Below are 21,061 nucleotides of genomic sequence, written 5' to 3'. Positions count from 1 at the left end.
CTCACCGTCCGCCCGCCTCGCGGATCGCGGCGGCGAGACCCGCCACCGTCGGCTGCTCCAGGAAGCGGCGCGGCGCCACCCGGCCCAGCCCCTCCCGGTTGAGCGAGCCGAGCATGCGCATGGCGAGCAGGGAGTCGCCGCCGAGCGCGAAGAAGTCGGCGGTGCGCTCGTCCACGGGACGGTCCAGCAGCTGCCGCCAGTGGGCGGCGACGGCCTCCTCCACCGCGTCCCGCGGCGCTCCTGCCTCGGCGCCGGGAGCCTTGGCCTTCGTCGGGACGGACAGCCGCCGACCAGGACCCGTGCCGAGGCCGCCGGTGTCCTGGGCGTCCACCGCGTCAGGCAGTTCGACCACCGCCGACCAGCCGTCGGCCTGCACCAGCGACTCCACGGTGGCCATGACGTCCCGGAACATCCGGTCCACGTCCTCGGCCGCGAACAACTCCTCCACCAGCGAGAAGACGACCACGAGCTCTCCGCGCAACTCGAACAGCCGCACCTCCAGGGCGACTTGGGGCGTGCGCAGTTGCTGGTGGTGACTGAGCAGGTCGACCTCTCCCAGCGGTCCGGCCTCCTGGGGCACCTCGCTGCCCAGCGCCGCGTCCACGCCCAGGGTGGACTGGAAGACGACGGGGGCCACCGGGCGGTGGGTGCCCAGGCGGCGGCCCAGTTCGCGGGAGACCTCGACACCGGTGATCAGGTTGTGGGCGAGCGCGTCGCCGATGTCCTGCTGGGCGCGGGCGGCGAGGTCGGCGAAGACCGGGGCCGCGGGCAGCTCCACGGGCAGCAGCATGGTGGAGGAGAAGGCGCCCACCAGCCGGGACACGTCGGGGTGCAGCGGCAGCCGGTTCAGCTGGAGGGTGTTGAGCAGGAAGCGGCGGTGGCCGCAGGCCCGGGAGACGGCCGCGGCGAACGCGGCGAACATCGCCGCGGACGGGGTGACGCCGTGCTCGGTGCACAGCCGGCGCAGCGTCGCCCAGCGCTGCGGGTCCAGCGTCGCCTGCCGGGTGCCCATCAGGGTGGGGCGCACCTCGCCGGGGTCGGCCGCCAGCGGCAGGGCGGGCGGCAGGGGGAAGCCGTCGAGGCGGTCGTACCACCAGTCGCGGTCCTCCTGCCAGGCCCGGGTGCCGGGCAGTTCGCGCAGGGTGGTGACGTAGTCGCCGTAGTCGATGTCCAGGGGCGCGAGGACGGCGTTGTAGTCGGAGGCCAGGGCGAACAGGTCGCGGTAGAAGACGCTGGAGGACCAGCCGTCGATGATGAGCAGGCTGGTGGAGGAGTGCAGGCGGGCGCGGTCGCCGGGCAGCAGGGTCAGCCGCATGTCCAGTCCGCAGCCTTGGGAGGGGTCGGGGCCCTCGGTGCTCATCTCGTGCCGGATCTCCGCCAGGCGGGCGGCGGCCGTCTCCTCGTCGGCGTCGCGCAGGTCGGTGACCCGCAGCTGAGGTATCGCGTCCGGGTCGTCCAGGGGCAGGACGTGCTGCCGGCCGTCGGGCAGGACGCGGGCCCGCAGCACGGCCTGGTGCTCGGCCAGCCGCTCCAGGGCGTCCTGGAGCGCGTCGGGGGCCTCGTCGGCGTCGATGTCCTCCAGGCCGATGTCCACGTAGTGGTGGGCGGAGCGGTACGACAGCTCCCAGGCGTCCTGCTGGCCCACGAAGTAGCCCTGCTGGAGCGGGAGGAGCGGGAAGGGTGCCTCGGGGTCGTCGCGCCGGACGAGGTCCAGGGGCAGCGGGCGCAGGGCGCCGGTCCCGGTTCCGGTGCTGCGTTCGTGGACCAGGGCGGCGAGCTGGGCGGCGCTCTGCTCGACGCGGACGTCGGCCAGGGCGAGCGGCGCGCCGAGCCGTTTGCGGAGCATCGCGGCCATCCGGACGGCCAGGACGGAGTCACCGCCCAGGCTCAGGAAGCTGGCGTGCGGGGGGACGGAGGCGAGGTCGGTCTCCAGGGCGTCGGCCCAGACACCGCGTACGGCGTCGACCAGTTCGGCCGGGGCCGGCTGTGCGGTGGTGTTCTCGGTGGCGGAAGGAGAGGTCAACAGGGTGCTCCCGTCGGGGTGGTGGTGCGGATGACGCGGTCCACGGTGTGGACGCGGGGGAGGGGTGCGGCCGGCGGCAGCCGGTCGGCGAGCGCGGCGCGGACCCGGTCGGGGTCCGGCCTGCCGTGGCCGGGGCGGACGCGGCCGGCGACGACGCGCTGACCGGCGGCCGCGGCGAGCGGGTGCCCGTCCGCCGGCAGGACGGGCAGCGGGTCGAAGCCCGCGGCGTCCAGCTGCCGTGTCCACTCCTCGGCGGTGAGGAGGACCCGGTCCTGGCCGGCCCGCAGGTCGGTGAACCAGCCCTGCTCGTCGGGCGCGGGCGACATCAGCAGGTACATGGAGGTGAGGGCCTGGTAGTGCTCCTGGCACGACTCGACCAGGACCAGCAGCCCGCCGGGCACGAGCAGTTCCCGCAGGGCCGCCAGGGCCCGGCCGGCGTGCCGTGCGTTGTGCAGGACGTTCGCCGCCAGCACGACGTCCTGCGACGCGGGTGCGAGACCCTGCGCGAGCGGGTCGGCCTGGATGTCGAACAGGGCGTGGCGCAGCCCGGGGCGGGCGCCGAAGACGTCCCGGGCCGCTTGCAGGAAGAACGGGGAGACGTCGGTGAACAGGTAGTCCACGGGGGTGTCGCCGAGGGCTTCCAGGACGGTTCCGGTGGTGCCGCCCACTCCGGCTCCCGCCTCCAGGACGCGCAGCGGTCCGTGCGCGGCCCGGTGGCGGGCCTGGCCGGCGACCAGGGAGGCCGCGGCGTGGTTGGCCCAGCGGCTGGGGGCGCTGTCACGGTAGTTGCCCTGTGCGGTGTCCGTCCGCCCGTCGGGGAAGAGCACCTCCTGGAGGGAGGTGCGGTCCTGCAGCAGCAGCGGCAGCCGTTCGGCCGCGGCGCGGAAGAAGCGGGTCATCGACGGCGGGTAGCCCAGCCCCCGGCACGCCGCGTCGAGGCCGCGCAGCGCCCGGGCGTGCTCGCGGCGGTCGGGCACCTCAAGGCCGTGGTACCGGCCGGTCCGCGTGTCCTGGACGAGCCGGTTCTCGGCGGTCAGGGTGCGCAGCCAGCGCCGTACGAGCCAGGCGTGCCGGGGCGCGGCCGCCAGGGCCGCGAGAACCTCGTCGGCGTCGTGTCCGCGCCCGTCGCGGAACAGTCGGGTCCGGTCCAGTACGCGGGCCATCGTCAGCAGTGCGGTCTCGTCGAGCCGGCGCATCAGCGCGGGGAGCGGGGCCGGATCGGTGTCCTGTACCGAGTCGTCACCGGCGGCGGTCGCGCGGGCCGTTGCGTCCGTACTGTCGCCGCCCGGGACCGAGCTGTGCGAGGGCTGCCGCTCCGCGGCCGGGGGCGGGCCCGCCACCAGCAGGGTGCCGTGCGGGCCGCCGGGTACGAGCTGCCAGTCCGCCACCCCCGGCAGCCCGGTGAGGTCGGTGTCCGTGAGCGCCGTCGTCATGACCGGCCGTCCTCGGCGCCGTCGACCACGGTGATCACCGGTGCCGGGGTCCCGGGCTCGGCGCGGCGCAGGTGGTCGCGCAGCACCTCGGGCAGGCGGCGGCCGACGAACAGGGGGAAGGGCTCGTGGGCGGTCGGACCGGTGGGCGCGGGCGCGTCCTCGCAGGCGGCGGGGGCGCAGGACGCCGGTGCCGCCACGGCCAGCATCCGGGGGTCGGCGGTGTCGAGCAGGACGGCGGCGTCGATCCCGTCCAGGGCCCGGCGCAGGGCGTACGGGGTCATCGCCCCGGGCGCGTCGAGGAGCAGGGCGTTGGGGATGCCGCGCAGGACGACGGGGCCGTCACCGTCGAGCGCGGTGCGCACCGCCTCCGGAAGTGCGCCCTCCTGTCGTTCGTCCCAGGAAACGCGGCGCACCGGGCGGGTGCCGGGCGCGTCGGGGTGCGGGCCGACGCGCAGGACGAGGTCATAGCGGTAGCGGGTGAGCTCGGTGTCCTCGGCCATGGTGCGGGCGTGGACGCTCATGCGGACCGGGCGCGGCTGGGCGGCGCAGGCGGCACGGACGGCCTCGGGGGTGAAGGACAGTTCCTCGTCCGCCGCGGCGGCGGCCATGGCCCTGGCGGCGATCGTCTCCTCGTCCGCCTCGGGGTCGCGCGCCCGCTCCAGCCGGCCGAAGTGGTCCAGGAGGAAGTCCGAGTGCCGGTTGTCCCCGACGATCACGGTGCCGCCGTCCTCGACCGCGGCCAGCGCCCCGTGCAGGACGGCCGTCAGGTAGGCGAGGTCGGGGAAGCACTGGGTGACCGAGTTGAGCAGCACGCAGTCGGGACGCGTGCCGGGGCCGAGGACGGTGTCCACGGCGTCACGCACCTGCGAGGCGGTCGTCTCGTGGGCGGCGGCCCGGACGAACGCGGTGCGGGGCAGGGCGGCGGCGGTGAGCCGGTCCACCGCGACCTGGGCGACGTCGGTGCCGACGTATCCGTCCAGGTGCGGATGGAGGCGGTGGGCGAGCAGACCGGTGCCGCAGCCGAGTTCGAGCAGTCGGCGCGGGCGCTGGGCGAGGACGAGGTCCACGGTGCGCTCCACCCAGTCGCGCATGTGCGCCTCGGGCAGCGGCGCTCCGGTGTCGGAGGCCCGCCATCCGGACAGGTCCAGGTCGTCGGCGTGCCGGCTCTCACCCGTCTCGTACACGAATTCGTACACCTCGGCCCACTGTTCGAGGTGTTCGCGCAGCAGGGGGCCCGGTCCGGGCGTGGCCGCCACGGCGTCGGGGTGCGGGACGACGTGGATGCCGCCGTCGGGCGCGGGTCGGGCATCGGCCACCCAGGGGTGGGCGGCCAGCAGGGCCGTGATCCGGTCGGTGGACGCGGCTGTGCGGTCAGCCGTGGTGGGGTCGGACACCGGGGTGCTCCGTTCGTTCGTCGCGTTCGGCGTGGGGGTCTTCGGTGGCGTCGTGCCGGTGGTCGTCGGGCGGTGCGGCCGGTCGCGGTGTCAGCCGGCGTCCGGCCAGGTGCAGGACGCGGTCGGCGCGGGCGGCCGTGTCCGGGTCGTGGGTGACGGTCAGGACGGCCAGGCCGTCCCTTCTGAGCTTCTCGATCAGGTCGAGCACGGACCGTGCCGAGACGGGGTCGAGGGCCGCGGTGGGTTCGTCCAGCAGCAGTACGTCGGGGTGGGCGGCCAGGGCGCGGGCGAGCACGGCCCGGCGCCGCTGGCCGCCGGAGAGCGCCGACGGGCCGCGGCCGGCCAGTTCGTCGGGGAGTCCGACGGCCGCGAGCAGCTCCCGTGCCCGCTTGCGGCCGGCGGGTCCGCCCACGCCGTGGAACACTCTCAGCGGCCGGGCCACCGACCGGCCGACCGAGTGCGCCGGGTTGAGTTCGGTCGCCGAGTCCTGACCGGCCAGCTGGATCGCGCGCAGTGCCTCCCGGTCGCGCAGGCGGGCCGTGGCGGGCAGCGGGCGGCCGTGCAGCAGCACCCGACCGCCCGACGGCGGGCGACGGCCGGCCAGGGCGTGCAGCAGGGTCGTCTTCCCGGCACCTGACGCCCCGGTGACGGCCAGCCAGTCGCCCGCCGTCAGATCCAGGTCGCAGCGGTCGAGCAACGGTGTGCCGTCGGGGGTGCGCAGCTGCAGTCCGCGGGCCGACAGCACGGGCCCGGACACGGCAGCGGTGCGGCACCGGCCCGGGGCGTAGGGAAGGGCGTTGTCCCGCGGCGCGCGGACGGACGCGGGGCCGGCTTCGTGGCGTCGGGGGAAGGCGGACGAGTGCTCGGCCCCCGGCACTGAGACGTCGACGGCCGGGCGGGGGTCCTTCCCTGCGCCCGCAACGGCGGGAGCCGGATCCGGGGCGCGCCCGGCCCGGAAGCCCGGACGCGAGGGAGTCCTTGCGGATCCGGATGCCGCGACCGGATCGAGTACGAGGGTGCGATCGGCCAGTTCCGCCGCCAGCCGGGCGTCGTGGGTGACCAGGACGACGCAGCGGCCGGGGGAGCCGCGCAGGGATCGCACCGCTTCGGCGACCATGTCGGCGGAGGCGGCGTCGAGTGCCGAGGTCGGCTCGTCCAGGACGAGCAGGTCCGGGTCGGTGCACAGGGCGCGGGCCAGGGCGACCCGCTGGGCCTGTCCCCCGGAGAGCTCGCCCGCGCGCCGGGAGCCGAGTCCGGGCGCCAGCCCCAGCCGGTCCATCAGGGTGCCGACCCGTTCCGCGCGGGTGGCGGCGTCGCCGGTGAACTCCTCGCCGATCAGGCGGTCGACCCGCCACAGCGGGTTCAGGGCCGCGCCGGGGTCCTGTCCCAGCCAGCCGCAGTGGGCGCGCCGCCACCGTCTGGCCGCCCGCCCGGCGGGCACCGTCGTGCCACGCCAGCTCACGGTGCCCCCCGTACGGCGCAGCCCGTCCGGCAGAACGTCGAACAGGGCACGCAGCAGCGTGGTCTTCCCCGCTCCGGAGGCGCCGACGACGGCCAGGACCTCGCCGTCGCCGACGCTCAGACCCACCGGCGGCAGCACGGTGACCTCGTCGTGGACCCGCTGGACGGTCAGTCCGCCGGCCGCCAGCAGCGGCACGGCGGCCTCGGTGGCACCGGCCCCGGCGGCCGTGGCCTGCGTGTGCGCGGTCATCCGGTCTCCCCCGGTCTGCGGGCGGCGGCCCGGGCCGCCGCGGCGAACACCCAGGCGCAGCCCGCGAGAGGGATCGCGGGAGCCAGCAGTGCCATGGGGTTGAGCGCGGCTCCGGGCAGGTTCTCGCTGAGCATCAGGGCCCAGTCGGGCGTGGGCGGCTGCGGTCCCAGACCGAGGACGGCGAGGGCCGCCGCGATCTGCAGCGCCGTGACCAGACGGAGTCCGGCGTCGGCGGCGACCAGCCGGCGCAGGGCGGGCAGGACCTCGTGGACGAGGACGGCGGATGTGCGCTCGCCGCGTTCGACGGCGGCGAGCACGTGCCCGCTGTCGCGCAGGTGCGCGCACTGCGCGGTGACGATCCGTGCGGTCAGCGGCGCCCCGCTGAGCACCGCCGCCACGACGACCGCCGTGGTCCCGGGCAGTGCGACGGCCAGGACCAGGGCCAGGACGAGGGCGGGGACGGCCAGCAGCAGGTCGCACAGCGCGCGCACCGCGCGGGCGGTGCGGCCGCCCGTCCAGCCCGCGGTGAGGCCGAGCGCGGTGCCGCAGACGACGGCGGCGGCCGCGGCCAGCAGGGACACCGCGAGCAGATGGGTGCCGCCGGCCAGCACCCGGGACAGCACGTCGCGTCCCAGGGCGTCGGTGCCCAGCAGGTGTTGCCCGCCGGGTGGTGCCCAGGGCGCGGCGACCGTGCGCTCCGGCGGGTGCGGGGCGGCGTACCGGCCGAGCGGCACGCACACCAGCAGGACGACGGCCGCGGCGACGGGCACCGCACGGCGGACGGCCCCGGCGGTGACCGGCGGTGTACGGCGACAGGCGGCCCCGGCGGGGACCGGCACGGTACGGGGTGTCACAGGCTCCCTCCGGCGTTCTGCGGTACGGCGGTGCTGGTGCCCCTCGTGGCGTGCGGAGCCGAGGCGGTGCGGTGGGCGGCCAGGTCGGCGAGCAGCATGCCCAGCAGCAGGACGACGGCCGGGAGGAGGGCCGCGGCCTGGACCACGGGGACGTCGCGCACCGCCACGGCGGACACCAGCAGCTGCCCGGTGCCCGGGTAGCCGAACACCGTCTCCACCAGGGCCGTCCCCGCGACGAGACCGCCCGCCAGCAGCGCCGTCACCTGGAGCGCCGGCACGTACAGGAAGGGCAGGACGTGACGGCGCAGCACCAGCGGGGCGGGCAGGCCGCGCAGCCGCGCGTCGGTCACGTGCGGCCGGCGCAGCGCGTCGCCCAGCGCCCCGCGCAGCAGGGCGGTGGCGAAGGCGGCCGAGGGCAGGGCGAGGGTGAGCGCGGGCAGGACCAGGACCTCGGGCTCCGTCAGCGGCGAGGCGCCGGGCGGGAGCAGGGACACGGCGGGCAGCCAGCCCAGCAGCCCGGCGAACACCGCGCCGAGCACGGCCGCGTGGACCGGCTGCGGCACGGCGGCCAGACCGGTGGCGGCCGAGCCGCCCCGGCCGCCGCGCAGGTACGTGACTCCCAGGGCCGCCGCGGTCAGCAGCGCGGTGACGGCCAGCGCGGCCGCGGCCAGCACGGCGGTGGCGGGCAGCCGCTCGGCGAACAGCGCCGCCACGGGCCGTCCCCCCGACAGCGACCGGCCGAGGTCCCCGCGGACCACGCCGTACAGCCAGTCGAGGTAGCGCACCGCGGCCGGCCGGTCCAGGCCGAGCCGCTCGCGCTCCCGCGCGATGTCCTCCGCCGAGGCCCGCCCCGGCGTCCGGAGCTGCCCGGCGTCACCGGGCAGCAGTTCGGTCGCCGCGAAGACCACGGCCGTGGCGGCCACGGCCAGGGCCGCGGTACGGACGACGAGACGCAGGATCACCGGTCCAGCCACACCTGGTCGATGAACATGCGCTGGAAGCCGGGGCCGTCGGGCAGTCCGCGCACGCCGGGCGCGGCGAGGTCCAGTCCGTCACCGGTGCCCCAGACGACGTAGCCGCCGTCCTCCCACAGCTCCTTCTGGATGCCGGCGAGCAGTTCCTGGCGCTCGGTGTCGTCCGCGGTGGCCATGGCCCGGTCGAAGCCGTCGTCGAAGGTGTCGCTGCGCCAGGCGGTCTCGTTGGTGGGGGAGTCGGACAGCAGGCCGACGCGGGTGAGGTCGGTGAAGGAGATGCCGCCGTAGTAGCCGGTGTAGAAGGCCTTCTTCGCGTAGACGGCCGTCCAGTAGGTGTCGGCGGGTTCGACCTTCACCTCGGCCTCGACCCCGATGTCGGCCAGCTGCTGGGCGTAGAGGGTGGCCGCGGTGTCCATACCGGGGTAGGAGGTGGTGGTGTGCAGGGTGACGGACAGCCCGTCCTCGTGGCCCGCCTCCGCCAGCAGCCGCCTGGCCTTCTCCACGTCCCGGGTGCGCTGGGGCAGGTCCTTGGGGGTCGAGGGGTCGTAGGGGGTGGGGAGGTCGTTGGCGATCCTGCCGTAGCCCAGGTACACGGTGTCGACCAGGGCCTTGCGGTCGGCCGCCAGGCGGAAGGCCTCGCGGACCCTGGGGTCGTCGAACGGCTCGGTGTCCAGACGCATGACGAACGGGTACTCGGTGACGCCTTCCCGGCGCACCACCTGCGTCCTGGCCGAGGTTCCGGCGCTCTTGACGGCGGCCGGGCTGACGCTGCCGGCGACGTCGGCCTGTCCGGAGACGACGGCGTTGGCGCGTGCCTGGGGGTCGGCGACGGCCTGGATCTCGATCCGGTCCAGGTGCGGCCGCTTTCCCCACCAGTCGTCGTTGCGGGTCAGGACACTGGTCCGGGAGCTGGTCCCCTCGACCTTGTAGGGACCCGAGCCGGGAACGGGGCGGGAGAAGTCCTCGGTGCCCTCGGGCACCACGAAGCTGACGGACTCCAGCGCCCTGGGCGCGTCGGCCATCGGGGTACGGGTGGCCAGGACCACGGTGTGCTCGTCGGGCGCCGTGGACCCGTCCAGGTCGAAGTCGGCGAGCCGGCCGTAGTTCTCGGCGGCCTTGTCCGCGATGCGCCGCAGGGAGTACAGCACGTCGGCGGCGCGCACCCGGGTGCCGTCGGTGAAGCGGGCGTCCTTGCGCAGGGTGAAGGTCCAGCGGTCCAGGGTCTCGTTGGGCTTCCACGACGTGGCGAGCCGCGGGCGGGTCCCGCCGTCCTCGCCGGGGAGGGTCAGGACGTCGTAGACCAGGGCGAAGCGCAGGATGTCGGACTCGTTGCCGAGGCCGCCGTGCGGGTCGTCGCTGGCGGTGGCGGGGGAACCGGTGGCCGCGTAGCGCAGGGTGCCGCCGTCGGCCGGGGCGGCGGACGCCGACGACTCGGCGGACGCGGCGGAGCCGTCGGAGGAGGAGCAGGCGCTCAGCGGCAGTACGGCGAGCGCCGCGAGGGCGGTGAGGACCGATCTGCGGGACGCAGGGGCATGGGGGAACGAAGGCTGGGTCATGGTCGCTTTCCGCGGGGTCTGGTGGTGGCGGACGGTGTCGGGGCGGGGCTCAGCGGCCGGTGCGTACGGCGGCCAGGGCCTGGTCGATCAGGGCAGCGGTCCGCCGTACGGCCGGGTCGTGCAGCAGCGAGTAGTGGTGGCCCTCGACGGTGTGCGCGTCGACCGGGCCGCTGACGTGCGGCAGCCAGCCCAGGGCGGGCAGGTCGCCGGCGTCGTCGACGCCCATGCCGACGCCGGCGTTGTGCGGCGAGCGGCGGGACGCGGCGACGAGCAGCAGCCGGGTGGCCGGGTCGGTGAGGTGCCCGGCCCGGTGGTCCGCCAGCGCCCGCAGGTGGCGCTCGAAGACCTCCAGGCGCTTGTCGGCGGTGTCCTTCGGGCTGAGCAGGCCCGCCGCCCGCAGGCGTCCGGTCACGGCCCGGCGCACCTCCTCCGCGGGCAGCTCCCGCCAGGCGGCCCGTACGTCCCCGTCCGCGCCGAGTCCGAGGTCCAGGTCGAGGAAGGCCTCCAGCGAGCGCAGGTAGCGCACGGCGGCGAAGGCGGTGTCCTGGGCGCGGTCGGCGCCGCCCAGCGCCCGGATACGGTCGGGGGTGTTGGAGTCGATCATGATCAGGAGGTCGGTCCGCTCACCGCGCCGTTCGAGCTCGACGGCCATCTGGTGCGCGACCGTGCCGCCCATCGACCAGCCGCCCAGCAGGTAGGGGCCGTGCGGTTGGCGGGCGCGGACCGCGGCGAGGTAGCGGTCCGTCATCTCGGCGATGGTCCGCGGCCCCGTGCCGCCGGTCAGGGCGGGGTCGGTGAGCGCCAGGACGGGGCGGCCGTCGGTGAGGTGACGGACGAGTTCGCCGTAGCACAGCACGTCCCCGCCGGAGGGGTGCATCAGGAACAGCGGGCGCTCGCCCCGGCCGCCCCCGCCGGTGCCGCCGTCGTGCAGCAGCAGGACCGCGTCGGCGTCGGTGCCGGGCTCCTCGGACGGTACGGAAGCGGTCGCGGGGGCCGCCGCCCGGTTCTCCGGTGCGCGAGCCGCAGGGACTGGGGAGGCGGGCGCGGCGTGAGGTGCGCCGGGGGCGCCGAGCTCCCACTCCCGCACGTCCTCGGCCAGCCGCCGCACCCGCGCGGCGTAGGCCCCGAACGCCGCGTCCGCCTCGTCGGCGGGCAGCGCGTTCTCCAGTACGTCCCACTGCAGCAGAAGCGCACCGTGCTGCTCGATCACCTGGTGGTCCAGCCAGGTCTGCGGGGTGCTGCTCACGCCGTACACGGGTGTGCCGGCCCAGTCCAGGTCGTGTCCGCCGCCCAGCGGACCGGACAGCCCCAGCGCGCTGGTGAAGACGACGGGGACGGACTCGGTGCGCCCGGTGCGCGAGGACTTCTCGGCGAGCAGGTCCAGGGCGGAGAACTCCCGGTGGTCCAGGTCCTCGAAAAGGGTGCGCTGGGCCCGCGCGGCGGCGTCGGCGAAGCGGGTGCCGCGCGAGCGGTCCACCGCGTGCAGCATCAGCGAGGTGAAGTCACCGACCACGTCGTCCGCGCCGGGCAGGTCCGCCGGCCGGTCGAAGAGGGTCAGGGTGATGGAGAAACGGTCCTGCCGTGCCCAGGTGCCGAGGGCTTCGCCGTAGGCCGCCAGCAGGACGGCCGTGGGGGTCAGACCGCGCCGGGCGGCCTCGGCCTTCAAGGCGTCCCAGCGGTCCGGCTCCAGACGGGCCGTGCGGCGCGCGAAACGGGGCCGCTCGCCCGGCTCCTGGGGCCGCACGGGCAGCGCGGGGGCGCCGGGCAGGTCGTCCGCGTCCAGCCGGGCGCGCCAGTAGGCGGCGGCGCGGGCGAACCCGGGGCCCTCGGTACGGCGTTCGAGCGCGGCCACGCAGTCGGCGAAGGTGGTCCGCAGGGGCGGCAGCTGGACGCGGGGGTCCTGGTACAGGGTGCGCAGTTCGCGGTCCCAGATCAGGTAGCTGGCGGTGTCGCAGACCAGGACGTCGACGTTGACGAACAGGCGGACGACGTCGCCGGGCAGCCGGGCCGCCCGGATGTCGACCAGGGGCCAGCGGCCCGGGCGGGGTTCGCGGCGCACCATGCGCTCCCGGACGCGTTCCAGCCGCCGGGCGCGCTCGGCGTCGTCGTACCGGGTCAGGTCCTGGACGCGGATGCGGTAGCGGGGCACCCGGTCGAGGACCCGGTTGCGGCCCTCCGGCGAGACGACCGCGCGCAGCATCGGATGGCGGGCGATCACCGCGTTCCACGCCGCCTCGTAGCGGTCGGTGTCCAGGCCGGCGCAGTCGTACTCCAGGTGGAAGGAGCACGGGACGTCGCCCAGGCCGTAGCCGCCCGAACCGCCGACCCAGTAGGCGTGCTGCACCCGGGTGAGGGGGAATTCCCGCGGACCGTCGTCCGGGGCGTCGTCCTGTCCGTCACCGGGTGCGGTCGCGGCGCGCGGTGCGGCGGGCGACGGGCCGGCGTCCTCGGGCGCGCCGGACAGCAGCGGGGCCAGGGCCGCGATCGTCGGCCGGGCGAGCAGGTCCTGCAGCCGCAGGTCGGCGCCGTGGTCGTCGCGCAGCCGGGCCAGCATCCGGGTGGCCAGCAGGGAGTGACCGCCGAGCGCGAAGAAGTCGGCGTCGCGCTCGGTGACGGGGAAGCCGAGCAACTCCGTCCAGAGAGCGGCCAGTTCGGTCTCCGCGGCGGTGTGGAGCCCCGCACCGGTCCGCGGCTGTGCGGCGGTCCCGGCGGGAGCGGAGCCGCCGGGGGCGGGGACGACGGTGGCGACACCCGCGGTGCGGGGCGCGAGGTCGGCCGGGGAGACCGCGACGGTAGCCGGGGCACGGCCCTGGGCCGCCAGCGCGAGCAGCCGGTCCAGGGAGCGCATGCCGTCCGCCAGGCCGATCGAGTGCCGGGCGGCCACCGTGCGCTCGGTGAGGCCCGGGCCCACGCGCCAGGCGTCCCAGGCCACGCTGAGCCAGCGGGTCGCCTCCGGGTCCGCGCCGTGCTCGTGCTCGGCCAGCGCGTCCAGGTAGCGGTTGACCGCGGCGTACGGGGCCAGGCCCAGGCCGCCGACGAACGCCGTGGCCGAGGACATCAGCAGGACGGTGCCCGGCCGACGGCCGGCCGGAAGGGCTCGCACGGCGGCGCGCAGCGCCAGGGCGGCCGTGACCTTGGCCTGTGCGTGGGCGCGTACGGCCTGCTCCTCGGTGGCCCGCAGCGGTGCGATCGCCGCGGACGCGACCACGCCGGCGGCGTGCACGACCACGTCCAGCGGGCCGTCACGGTCGGTCAGTTCGCGCAGCAGGCCGGCGGTGGCGCCCGGGTCGGCGGCGTCCACGGCGCGGATCTCCAGGTCGGCGCCGGATTCGCGCAGGAGGCGTACGGTCGCGGCGCGCTCGGCCATGGTGCTGCCCGGTTCGGGGTCCGGGGCGAGTCCGGTGCGGCCGGTCACGACGACCCGCCGTCCGGAGCGGGCCAGGTGCCCGGCGAGGGCCAGGCCCACGTCGCCGAGCCCGCCGAGGACCACCGCGGTGCCGGTACCGGCACCGGCGTGCTCGTCCGTGTCCGCCACCGGCTCGGCCGGCCGCCAGGGGGCGATGCCCCGTATCCAGCGGTGGCCGCCGCGCACGGCGCTCTCCACGCCGCCGGGGGCACCGGACGCCAGGTCCGCGGCCTCCGCGCACACGGCGCGCAGGGCGGCGGCGTCCGGCGGTCCGGCCGGCAGGTCCAGGGCGCGCCAGCGCAGTCCGGGGAACTCCTGGGCGAGGACGCGGGGCACGGCGAGGGCCGCGGCGCCGTGGGCCGCCGGCCGGTCGGCGCTCTCCACCTGCTGGGCGTTCCGGCTGACGTGCAGCAGACAGGTCCGGTGCGCCCAGGCGGCGATCGCCCGGGCCAGCCGCGCGTAGCGCAGGACCGACGCGGTCACGGCCTCGGCGGGATCGGTCCCGTCGCCGTCGCACTCCATGGAAGCGGAGCCGTCGTACGAGTCGATCACGATCACGCCCGTGCAGGGTGTGTCCGGGGTGCGGGCGGCCTCGTCGAGGGTGACGGTGCTGGCCCCGGCGGCGGCGAGCGCGGTACGGATCTGTTCCTGCACCGGTGAACCCTGCGGGCCGTCGACGAGCCACCGGCCCGCCGGCTCCGGCCGGTGCGCGGCGGGCGGGGGCGTGCGCCGCCACATGGGCAGCTGGAAGGGCTCGGTCTCGTCGGGTGCGGCCGGTGCGGGGGTGGCACCGCCGTCGGCCGGGTCCGGTGCCCCCGCGGCAGGACGTCCCTGCGCGGGACGCGCGGCGGGCGGGTCGATCCACAGCCTGCGGGGGGCGAGGGGAAGGCCCGGCAGGGCGATCCGGCGGCGTCCCGGGCGGTGCAGGGCCGCGGCGTCCAGGTCGATCCCGTACGTCCACAGCTCCCCGGCGGCCGCGAGCAGCGCGGCGCGCCCACCGCGGGTCTCGTCACGGTCGGGGAAGGTGGCCACGGTGGCGGGCGGCCGGGTGTCCCGCTGCCCGCGGGCCAGTTGGAGCAGCGCGCTGCCCGGCCCGGCCTGCACCAGGACGGCCGGTCCCCCCTCCAGGGCGGTGGCCAGGGCGTCGGAGAAGCGCACCGTGGAGCGCAGGTGGGCCGCCCAGTGGTCGGCGTCGGGCGCGGTGTGCAGCCACTTCCCGGTGAGCGTCGTGGCGAGCGGGACGGCGGGAGTCCGCGGGTCGACGGTCTCGGCGGCCGCGCGCAGTTCGGGCAGGACCGGGTCGACCAGCCGGGAGTGCAGGGCCGCGTCGACGTGGAGCCGTGCGGTGCGCTCGCCCCGGGCGGTGAGGACGCGTTCCAGTGCGGCGACGGCCTGCGAGGGCCCGGACACCACGCAGGACCGCGGGCTGTTGACGGCGGCCAGGTCCAGGCCGGGGTGGTCGGCGAGCAGGGCCAGGGTGTGCTCCTCGGACAGCGGGACCGTCAGCATCGCCCCGCCGCCGGCGACCCGGGACACGCCGCGCGAGCGGACCGCCACCAGTTTCGCCGCGTCCGGCAGGGACAGGGCCCCGGCCAGCACGGCGGCCGCGTACTCGCCGAGGCTGTGGCCCACCACCGCGTCCGGTTCGACGCCCCAGGAGCGCAGGGTGCGCGCGGTGGCGAGGGAGACGGTGAACAGGGCGGGGAGGCCGAAGGCGGGGTCGCGCAGCAGCCGGCGCGCCCGGTCGTCGGAGGGAGCGGCCGTGATGAGCCCGGTCAGGCCGACGCCGGTGCCGTCGTCGAAGAGGCCGGCGCACTCGCGTACGGTGCGCGCGAACTCCTCCTCCTCGGCGTACAGGTCGCGGCCCATGCCCGCGTACTGCGCCCCGGCGCCGGGGAAGGCGAGCACGACCCTTGGGCGGGCGGGGCCGGGACGTCGGCGGGCTGCGGTGCGCAGGGCCCGGGTGTCGGTCTCCGTGTCACCGGTGAGGACCGCGGCGGCGCGGTGCGCCAGGGTGCCGCGGCCGGTGTGCAGGGTGTACGCGGCGTCGGCGGTGCCGGCCGCGCTCGTCCGCAGCGTGGTGGCGGTGGCGTCGGCCAGGCGTTCCAGGGCGTCGTCGCGGTGCGCGCTGAGCAGGGCCAGCTGCGGGCGCGGGTCGGCGGGCGGCTCGGGCCGTACGGGGGCGCTGCCCAGGACGACGTGGCAGTTGGTGCCGCCGATGCCGAAGGAGCTCACCCCCGCGTACCGATGCCCGGTCCAGGGCGTGGCCTCGTGGACGACGGTGAAGGGGGAGCCGTCCAGGCCGAGGTCGGGGTTGAGGGGCAGGGCGTCGAGGGTGGGCGGCAGCAGGCCGTGGTGCAGGGCGAGGACGGCCTTGGCGAACCCGGCGATGCCGGCGGCCGTGTTGGCGTGCCCGATGTTGCTCTTGACCGAGCCCAGCGCGCACCAGGCCGGGCCGGTGTCGCCGAAGACACGGCGCAGCGCGGCGACCTCGACGACGTCACCCAGGCGGGTGGCGGTGCCGTGGGCCTCGACGTAGGAGATGTCCCGCGGGGTGAGGCCGGCGACGGTGAGGGCCTCGGAGACGACGCGGGCCTGCCCGCGCGGCGAGGGGGCCGTGAAACCGGTGCGGTCGCCGCCGTCGTTGTTGACGGCGGAGCCGTGCACGACGGCCAGGACCGGGTCGCCGTCGGCGAGCGCGTCCTTCAGCCGGCGCAGCACGGCCACGCCGACGCCCTGGGTGTGCACGATGCCCGTGCCCTCGGCCGAGAAGGCGCGCACGTGTCCGTCGGCGGAGAAGATCCCGTCGGGGACGTGCAGGTAGCCCCGGCCCTGCGGGACGATCAGGGAGGACCCGCCGGCGAGCGCGGTGTCGCACTCGCCCGCCAGCAGGGACTGCACGGCCAGGTGCACGGCGACCAGGGAGGTCGAGCAGGCGGTGCCCACCGCGATGGCGGGCCCGGTCAGCGCGAGCCGGTGCGCGACGTGCAGCGGCAGGTAGTCGGCCACTCCCGCGAGGGCCGCCTGCAGACTGCCGACGGGGTCGGTCGCGGAGGCCGCGTACCGGTCGGCCAGGTTGCGGGTCAGGTAGTCGCTGTGGGCGGCACCGGCGAAGACGCCCACCGCGCCCGCCCCGGCGCCCCCGCCGTGCCCGGCGCTCTCCAGGGCCCGCAGGCAGGCTTCGAGGAAGAGTCTCTGCTGCGGGTCCATGACGGCCGCCTCGGCGTCGGTCAGGCCGAACGGCTCGGGGTCGAAGCGGTCCTGTCCGTCGATGAGTCCACTGACGGGTACGTGGGCGGGGTTGGCCGACAGCCGTGCGGGCACGCCGCTCGCGGCGAGTTCCCGCTCGGTGTGCCGGGTGAGTCCGCTGCGGCCGCCGGCCAGCAGGTCCCAGTAGGCCGGGGTGTCCGGAGCGCCGGGGAAGCGGCAGTCCAGGGCGGTGACGGCGATCAGGTCGTCGTTGACGGGCGGGTGGTCCGGACGGGGGGTGGTCGGTGCGGTCATCGCGTGGTCTCCTCGGCGAGGGCGCGTGCGGCGACGCGGGAGGTCCTGCGCGTGGGCCGTGCGTCGTGCGGGGGCGTCGACGGGGTGTCGTCGACGGTGGGGGCGGCGGTGTCCGTGGCGTCTGCGGTGTGTATGGCGCGTTGCGCGGTGATACGGGCGGCCAGGGCGGCGACGGTGGGGTGCGCGAACATGTCGGCCAGCGTCAGGCGGGGGGCGATGCTCTCGCGGAGTCTGCGGTGGGTGAGGACCAGGGTGAGTGAGGTCGCCCCGAGAGCGCCGAAGGTGCTGTCGGAAGTGACCGGCTCCTCCGTGAAGTCGCGCAGGATGACGGTCAGCGCTTCGAGTACGGTCGGGTCCACGGCGGTGGCGGAACCGTGCCCGCTCCCGCCACGGGAAGCGGTGGTGCGCCGGTCCGCAGCGACCGCGGGGCCCGGAGCCGGCGTTGCGGCCGGCAGCGGCCTGTCGGTGCACGCGGCGGGGGGCGCGGCGAAGGCGGTGCCGGGCGTCGCGTCGCTGTTCCCGCCGGGGCGGCAGACCACCTCGGCCAGCCCGTCGGCGGACAGGCGCGGTGAGGTTGTCGTTCCGTCGGTGGTGCGCGCTACGTTGCGCAGCCACCGGGCGGCCGCATCCAGGGCCTGGTCCGGGCGGAGCCGGCCGGGCCGTACCACGAGCGCGGCTTCCAGTCCCAGGGCGGCGGCCTCGGCGAGTGCGGCGGTGACCCACTCCTCGCCCACCGCGGCGGCCGTGGAATCGGAGCCGGGGGAGGAGAGGGAGGGAACGGCCGGGACCGTGCCGGTGTCCTCGGGAAGCTGGTCGGTGGGCGGTCCGGCGGGAGAGGCCGTGCCCGGTGCGGGCGCACCGGCCGATCGGGCGCCCGCCGGTGCGGCGGTCAGCGCCGCGTGGTCGATCTTCCCGTTGGCCGTGACCGGCAGCTGGTCCAGGACGACGAACCGTCCGGGGACCATGTAGTCGGGCAGGCGCTCGCGCAGGGCCTGCGCCAGTTCCCCGGCGGTCGGCGGGGCGCTCGCTCCCCGGGGGGAGAGATGGGCGACGAGCCGGGGCCGGCCGTCGGGACCGGGTACCGAGGACACCACGCACTGGCGGACCGCCGGGTGGCGGCCGAGCACCGCTTCGATCTCGCCCAGTTCGATGCGGTGGCCGCGGATCTTCACCTGGCGGTCGACGCGCCCGAGGAACTCGATGGTGCCCTCGGCGGTCCACCGGCCCATGTCCCCGGTCCGGTACAGCCGGCGGCCCAGGACGGGGTGGACGGCGAACCGCTCGGCGCTCTGGACGGGGTCGGCGGTGTAGCCGCGGGCCAGTGCGTCACCGCCGATGAACAGCTCTCCCGCCTCGCCGACCGGGCAGGGTGCCCCGTCCTCGTCGAGAACGAGGAAACTCTGGCCGCGCAGGGCACGGCCGTACGGGATGCTGCGCCAGCGCGGATCGACGCGCTCGACGGGATACGTGATGGACCAGATGGACGCCTCGGTGGCGCCGCCCAAACTCATCACGCGTGCCTGCGGGGCGAGCCGGCGCAGCCGGTCGGGCAGGTTCAGCGGGATCCAGTCGCCGGAGAGCATCACCAGGCGCAGGGTGCTCAGTGCCGTGGCGGCGGTGTCGGGCTCCATCTCCGCGTACTCGACGAGCATCTCCAGCAGGGCCGGGGCGGTGTTCCACACGGTGACGCCGTGGCGGCCGGCCTGTTCGAGCCAGTGCTCCGGGTCGCGCTGCCGTGCGGGGTCGGGCAGGACGAGGCTGCCGCCTGCGCCGAGGACGCCGTAGATGTCGAACACGGACAGGTCGAAGCTGAGGGCCGACAGTGCCAGCACCCGGTCCTCGGGGCCGATGGAGAACCGGTCGACGACGTCGTCGATGGTGACGCGTGCGGCTCGGTGCTGGATCTCCACGCCCTTGGGACTGCCGGTGGAGCCGGAGGTGAAGATGGTGTAGGCGAGATCGTCCGGGCGCGGCGTCACAGAGCCTTGTGTCGCCGGGCCGGCGGGGCGGGTGGTACTGCGGGCGGGGCGGCCCGCGGCGGTCAGGCGGTGCACGACGACACCTTCGGGCCACTCGACGCCCACGCCCCGGCCGGTCAGCGCGTGCCGGACACCGGCCCGTTCGCAGACGGCGGCGATCCGCGCGGCCGGCCAGGAGGGCTCGACGGGCAGGTAGCCCGCTCCGCTGGCGCTGACGCCGAGTACGGCGGTGATCTGCGCGGCGCTCTTCTCGCAGGCGACGGCCACCATGTCGCCGGGGCCCACGCCGTGAGCGGTCAGCAGGTCCGCGGTGGCGGCGGCGTTGTCCGCGAGGCGGCCGTGGGTGACCGTCGCGGTGGAGGTGCGCAGGGCCGGCCGGCGCGGGTGCCGGCGTGCCGCGTCGGCGGCCGGGTCGTGCAGCAGGGGGCCGGCGGTCGGGAAGGGCGTGGCGTCCAGGGGCTCTTCCGGGCGGAAGGAGGGGTCCCAGCCCAGCGAGGGGTCGCGCCAGGCGGTGGGTTCGGTCAGGGTGCGCAGCAGGCGTACGTAGGCGTCGAGCAGGGCCGGGATCCAGCCGTCGGGGAAGGCGCCCTCGACCGCGTCCCAGGCCAGGCGCAGCCGTCCGCCCTCGTCCCACACGATGTGGTCGAGCAGCACCTGCGGGGTCTGGGAGATGCCGTGGACCTCCTGGCCGATCCAGGCGGCCGGGGGCTCCCCGTCGGCGTCGAGGCCCACACCGCTGGTGAAGACCACCGGGTGGCTGGGGGCGCCCACCGGTTGCAGCGGCTGTCCCGGTCGCGAGGTCCGCGTCCGCAGTTCCCTGAGCACTTCTACGCCGGAGACGGACCGGTGGTCCAGGTCCTCCCAGAAGCGGTGGTTGACGGCGGCCGCGTAGTCGGCGAAGCCCTTCCAGTCGGCGGGGGTGAGACGGGGCGTGCCGACCAGGGCGGTGGTGGTGAAGTCACCTACGACGCCCTCGGCCTCGGCGGCGTCCTCCGGGCGGTCGAAGAGGGTGGTGTTGAGGCATATGCGCTCGCCGGCGCCCCACCGGCCGAGTACGACGGCGAAGGCGGCGAGCAGCGCGGCGGTCGGTGTGACCGCGTTCTCGGCGCACCGGGCGCGCAGTGCCGCCCAGGTGTCGGCGTCGAGCGCGGCGGCGGAGCGCACGAAGCGGGGCGGGGTGGTGTCGGCCGGGTCGCGCAGCACCGGAAGCCGCGGCGCGGGCGGCAGGGAGGGAGCCCGCTCGGCCCAGTAGGCACGGTCCCGGGCGCGCCGGGCGGTCCACTCGGGGTCCTGGGCCCGGGCGCGCAGGAGGTCGGGGAACCGCGCCGCCGGTTCGGGGAGGCGGTACGAGGGGTCCTCGACGAGGCGGCCCCACTGCCGCATGAGCAGCATCCAGCCGGCCAGGTCGGTCAGGAGCACGTCCACGCCGACGTGCAGCCGGATCCGTCCGTCGGGCAGCAGCGTCGCGTGGATGTCGAACAGCGGCCAGGAGCCGGTGGGCCGGTTCTGGTGGGAGCGTTCGCGACGCTGGGCGGACAGTGTTTCCTCGACCCGGCCGGCGGGTTCGTGACGCAGGTCGGTGACACCGATCCGGAAGGGGCCGGGGGTGCGGTGGATGTGCTGGAGGCCGCGGTCGTCCACCGTCATCCGCAGCATCGGGTGGTGCTCGACCAGCCGGTTCCACGCGGTTTCCAGCCGGGCCACGTCCGCGAGCGGGTCCGTGTCCTCGGGAGTGCGGTCGTACTCGTGGTAGTAGAAGGTGGCCACCCCGCCCAGCGGCAGGCCTTCGGCCCGTCCGGCCAGGTAGGAGGCCTGAATCGGCGTCAGGGCGAATCCCTCGCTCGTCTCCTCCTCGTCCCGCCGCGCCCCCGCAGGATCCGCGGGGATCCCTGCCAGGGCACCGGTACATCGGTCGGGCGAAGCGGTGCCGGGGCTTTGCGCGTCCAGCAGCCGGTCCGTGACCGCCCGGGCGGTGGCGGTGTCCCCGAGGAAGGCGGTCAACGGCAGGTCGTGACCGGTGCGTTCGCGGATTCGCCGCCTCAGCCGAACGGCGGTGAACGATTCGAGCCCCAGAGCCGCGAGCGGACCGCTCGGAGCAATCCGCTGCGGTGGTGTGCCGAGGACTTCGGCTATGCAGTCGATGACGCAGGTGAGGAGGTCGTCGCTCGGCACAGGCTGGTTCATCCGGTCTCCGTTGCAGCGCGGGGCAGGAAGGTGCTCCCCCGCT

At 76.2% G+C, this 21,061-nt stretch carries 9 protein-coding genes; all 9 read right to left on the bottom strand.

All coding sequences use genetic code 11. The features are described from left to right. Position 1 precedes the first annotated feature (1 nt). Genes IEZ04_RS29210 through IEZ04_RS29170 form a run of 9 tightly spaced genes read right to left on the bottom strand, consistent with a single transcriptional unit; the run spans position 2 to position 21,018 of the window. A complete protein-coding gene (locus tag IEZ04_RS29210) occupies positions 2-2,023 on the bottom strand; it encodes a condensation domain-containing protein (protein WP_229821355.1) in 2,022 nt (673 codons plus the stop codon). Beyond that, positions 2,020-3,456 (bottom strand): class I SAM-dependent methyltransferase, encoded by a 1,437-nt coding sequence (locus IEZ04_RS29205; RefSeq protein ID WP_189219995.1) that lies wholly within the window; start codon positions 3,454-3,456, stop codon positions 2,020-2,022. Before IEZ04_RS29205 ends, IEZ04_RS29210 begins: the two co-directional genes overlap by 4 nt. Next, positions 3,453-4,850: a class I SAM-dependent methyltransferase gene (locus tag IEZ04_RS29200; protein WP_229821354.1), complete on the bottom strand. Its 1,398-nt coding sequence runs from the start codon at positions 4,848-4,850 to the stop codon at positions 3,453-3,455. Before IEZ04_RS29200 ends, IEZ04_RS29205 begins: the two co-directional genes overlap by 4 nt. Further along, the gene (locus IEZ04_RS29195) at positions 4,828-6,561 is read right to left on the bottom strand and encodes an ABC transporter ATP-binding protein (RefSeq protein ID WP_189219994.1); all 1,734 of its coding nucleotides are present in this window, start codon (positions 6,559-6,561) and stop codon (positions 4,828-4,830) included. Before IEZ04_RS29195 ends, IEZ04_RS29200 begins: the two co-directional genes overlap by 23 nt. Then, the gene (locus IEZ04_RS29190) at positions 6,558-7,415 is read right to left on the bottom strand and encodes an ABC transporter permease (RefSeq protein ID WP_229821353.1); all 858 of its coding nucleotides are present in this window, start codon (positions 7,413-7,415) and stop codon (positions 6,558-6,560) included. Before IEZ04_RS29190 ends, IEZ04_RS29195 begins: the two co-directional genes overlap by 4 nt. Beyond that, a complete protein-coding gene (locus IEZ04_RS29185) occupies positions 7,412-8,377 on the bottom strand; it encodes an ABC transporter permease (RefSeq protein ID WP_189220057.1) in 966 nt (321 codons plus the stop codon). The genes IEZ04_RS29190 and IEZ04_RS29185 overlap by 4 nt, the downstream gene beginning before the upstream one ends. After that, positions 8,374-9,945, bottom strand: a complete 1,572-nt coding sequence (locus tag IEZ04_RS29180) for an ABC transporter substrate-binding protein (protein ID WP_189219993.1) — start codon at positions 9,943-9,945, stop codon at positions 8,374-8,376. The genes IEZ04_RS29185 and IEZ04_RS29180 overlap by 4 nt, the downstream gene beginning before the upstream one ends. A gap of 49 nt (positions 9,946-9,994) precedes the next feature. After that, a complete protein-coding gene (locus IEZ04_RS29175) occupies positions 9,995-16,855 on the bottom strand; it encodes a type I polyketide synthase (RefSeq protein WP_189219992.1) in 6,861 nt (2,286 codons plus the stop codon). Next, positions 16,852-21,018 carry a non-ribosomal peptide synthetase gene (locus IEZ04_RS29170; protein ID WP_189219991.1) on the bottom strand — a complete coding sequence of 1,389 codons (4,167 nt, stop codon included), beginning with the start codon at positions 21,016-21,018 and terminating at the stop codon, positions 16,852-16,854. The genes IEZ04_RS29175 and IEZ04_RS29170 overlap by 4 nt, the downstream gene beginning before the upstream one ends. Positions 21,019-21,061 lie beyond the last annotated feature (43 nt).

The sequence above is a fragment of the Streptomyces ruber genome (assembly GCF_014648075.1).
Taxonomy (GTDB): Bacteria; Actinomycetota; Actinomycetes; order Streptomycetales; family Streptomycetaceae; genus Streptomyces; species Streptomyces ruber.
This window is presented reverse-complemented; position numbering and strand designations above follow the sequence as displayed.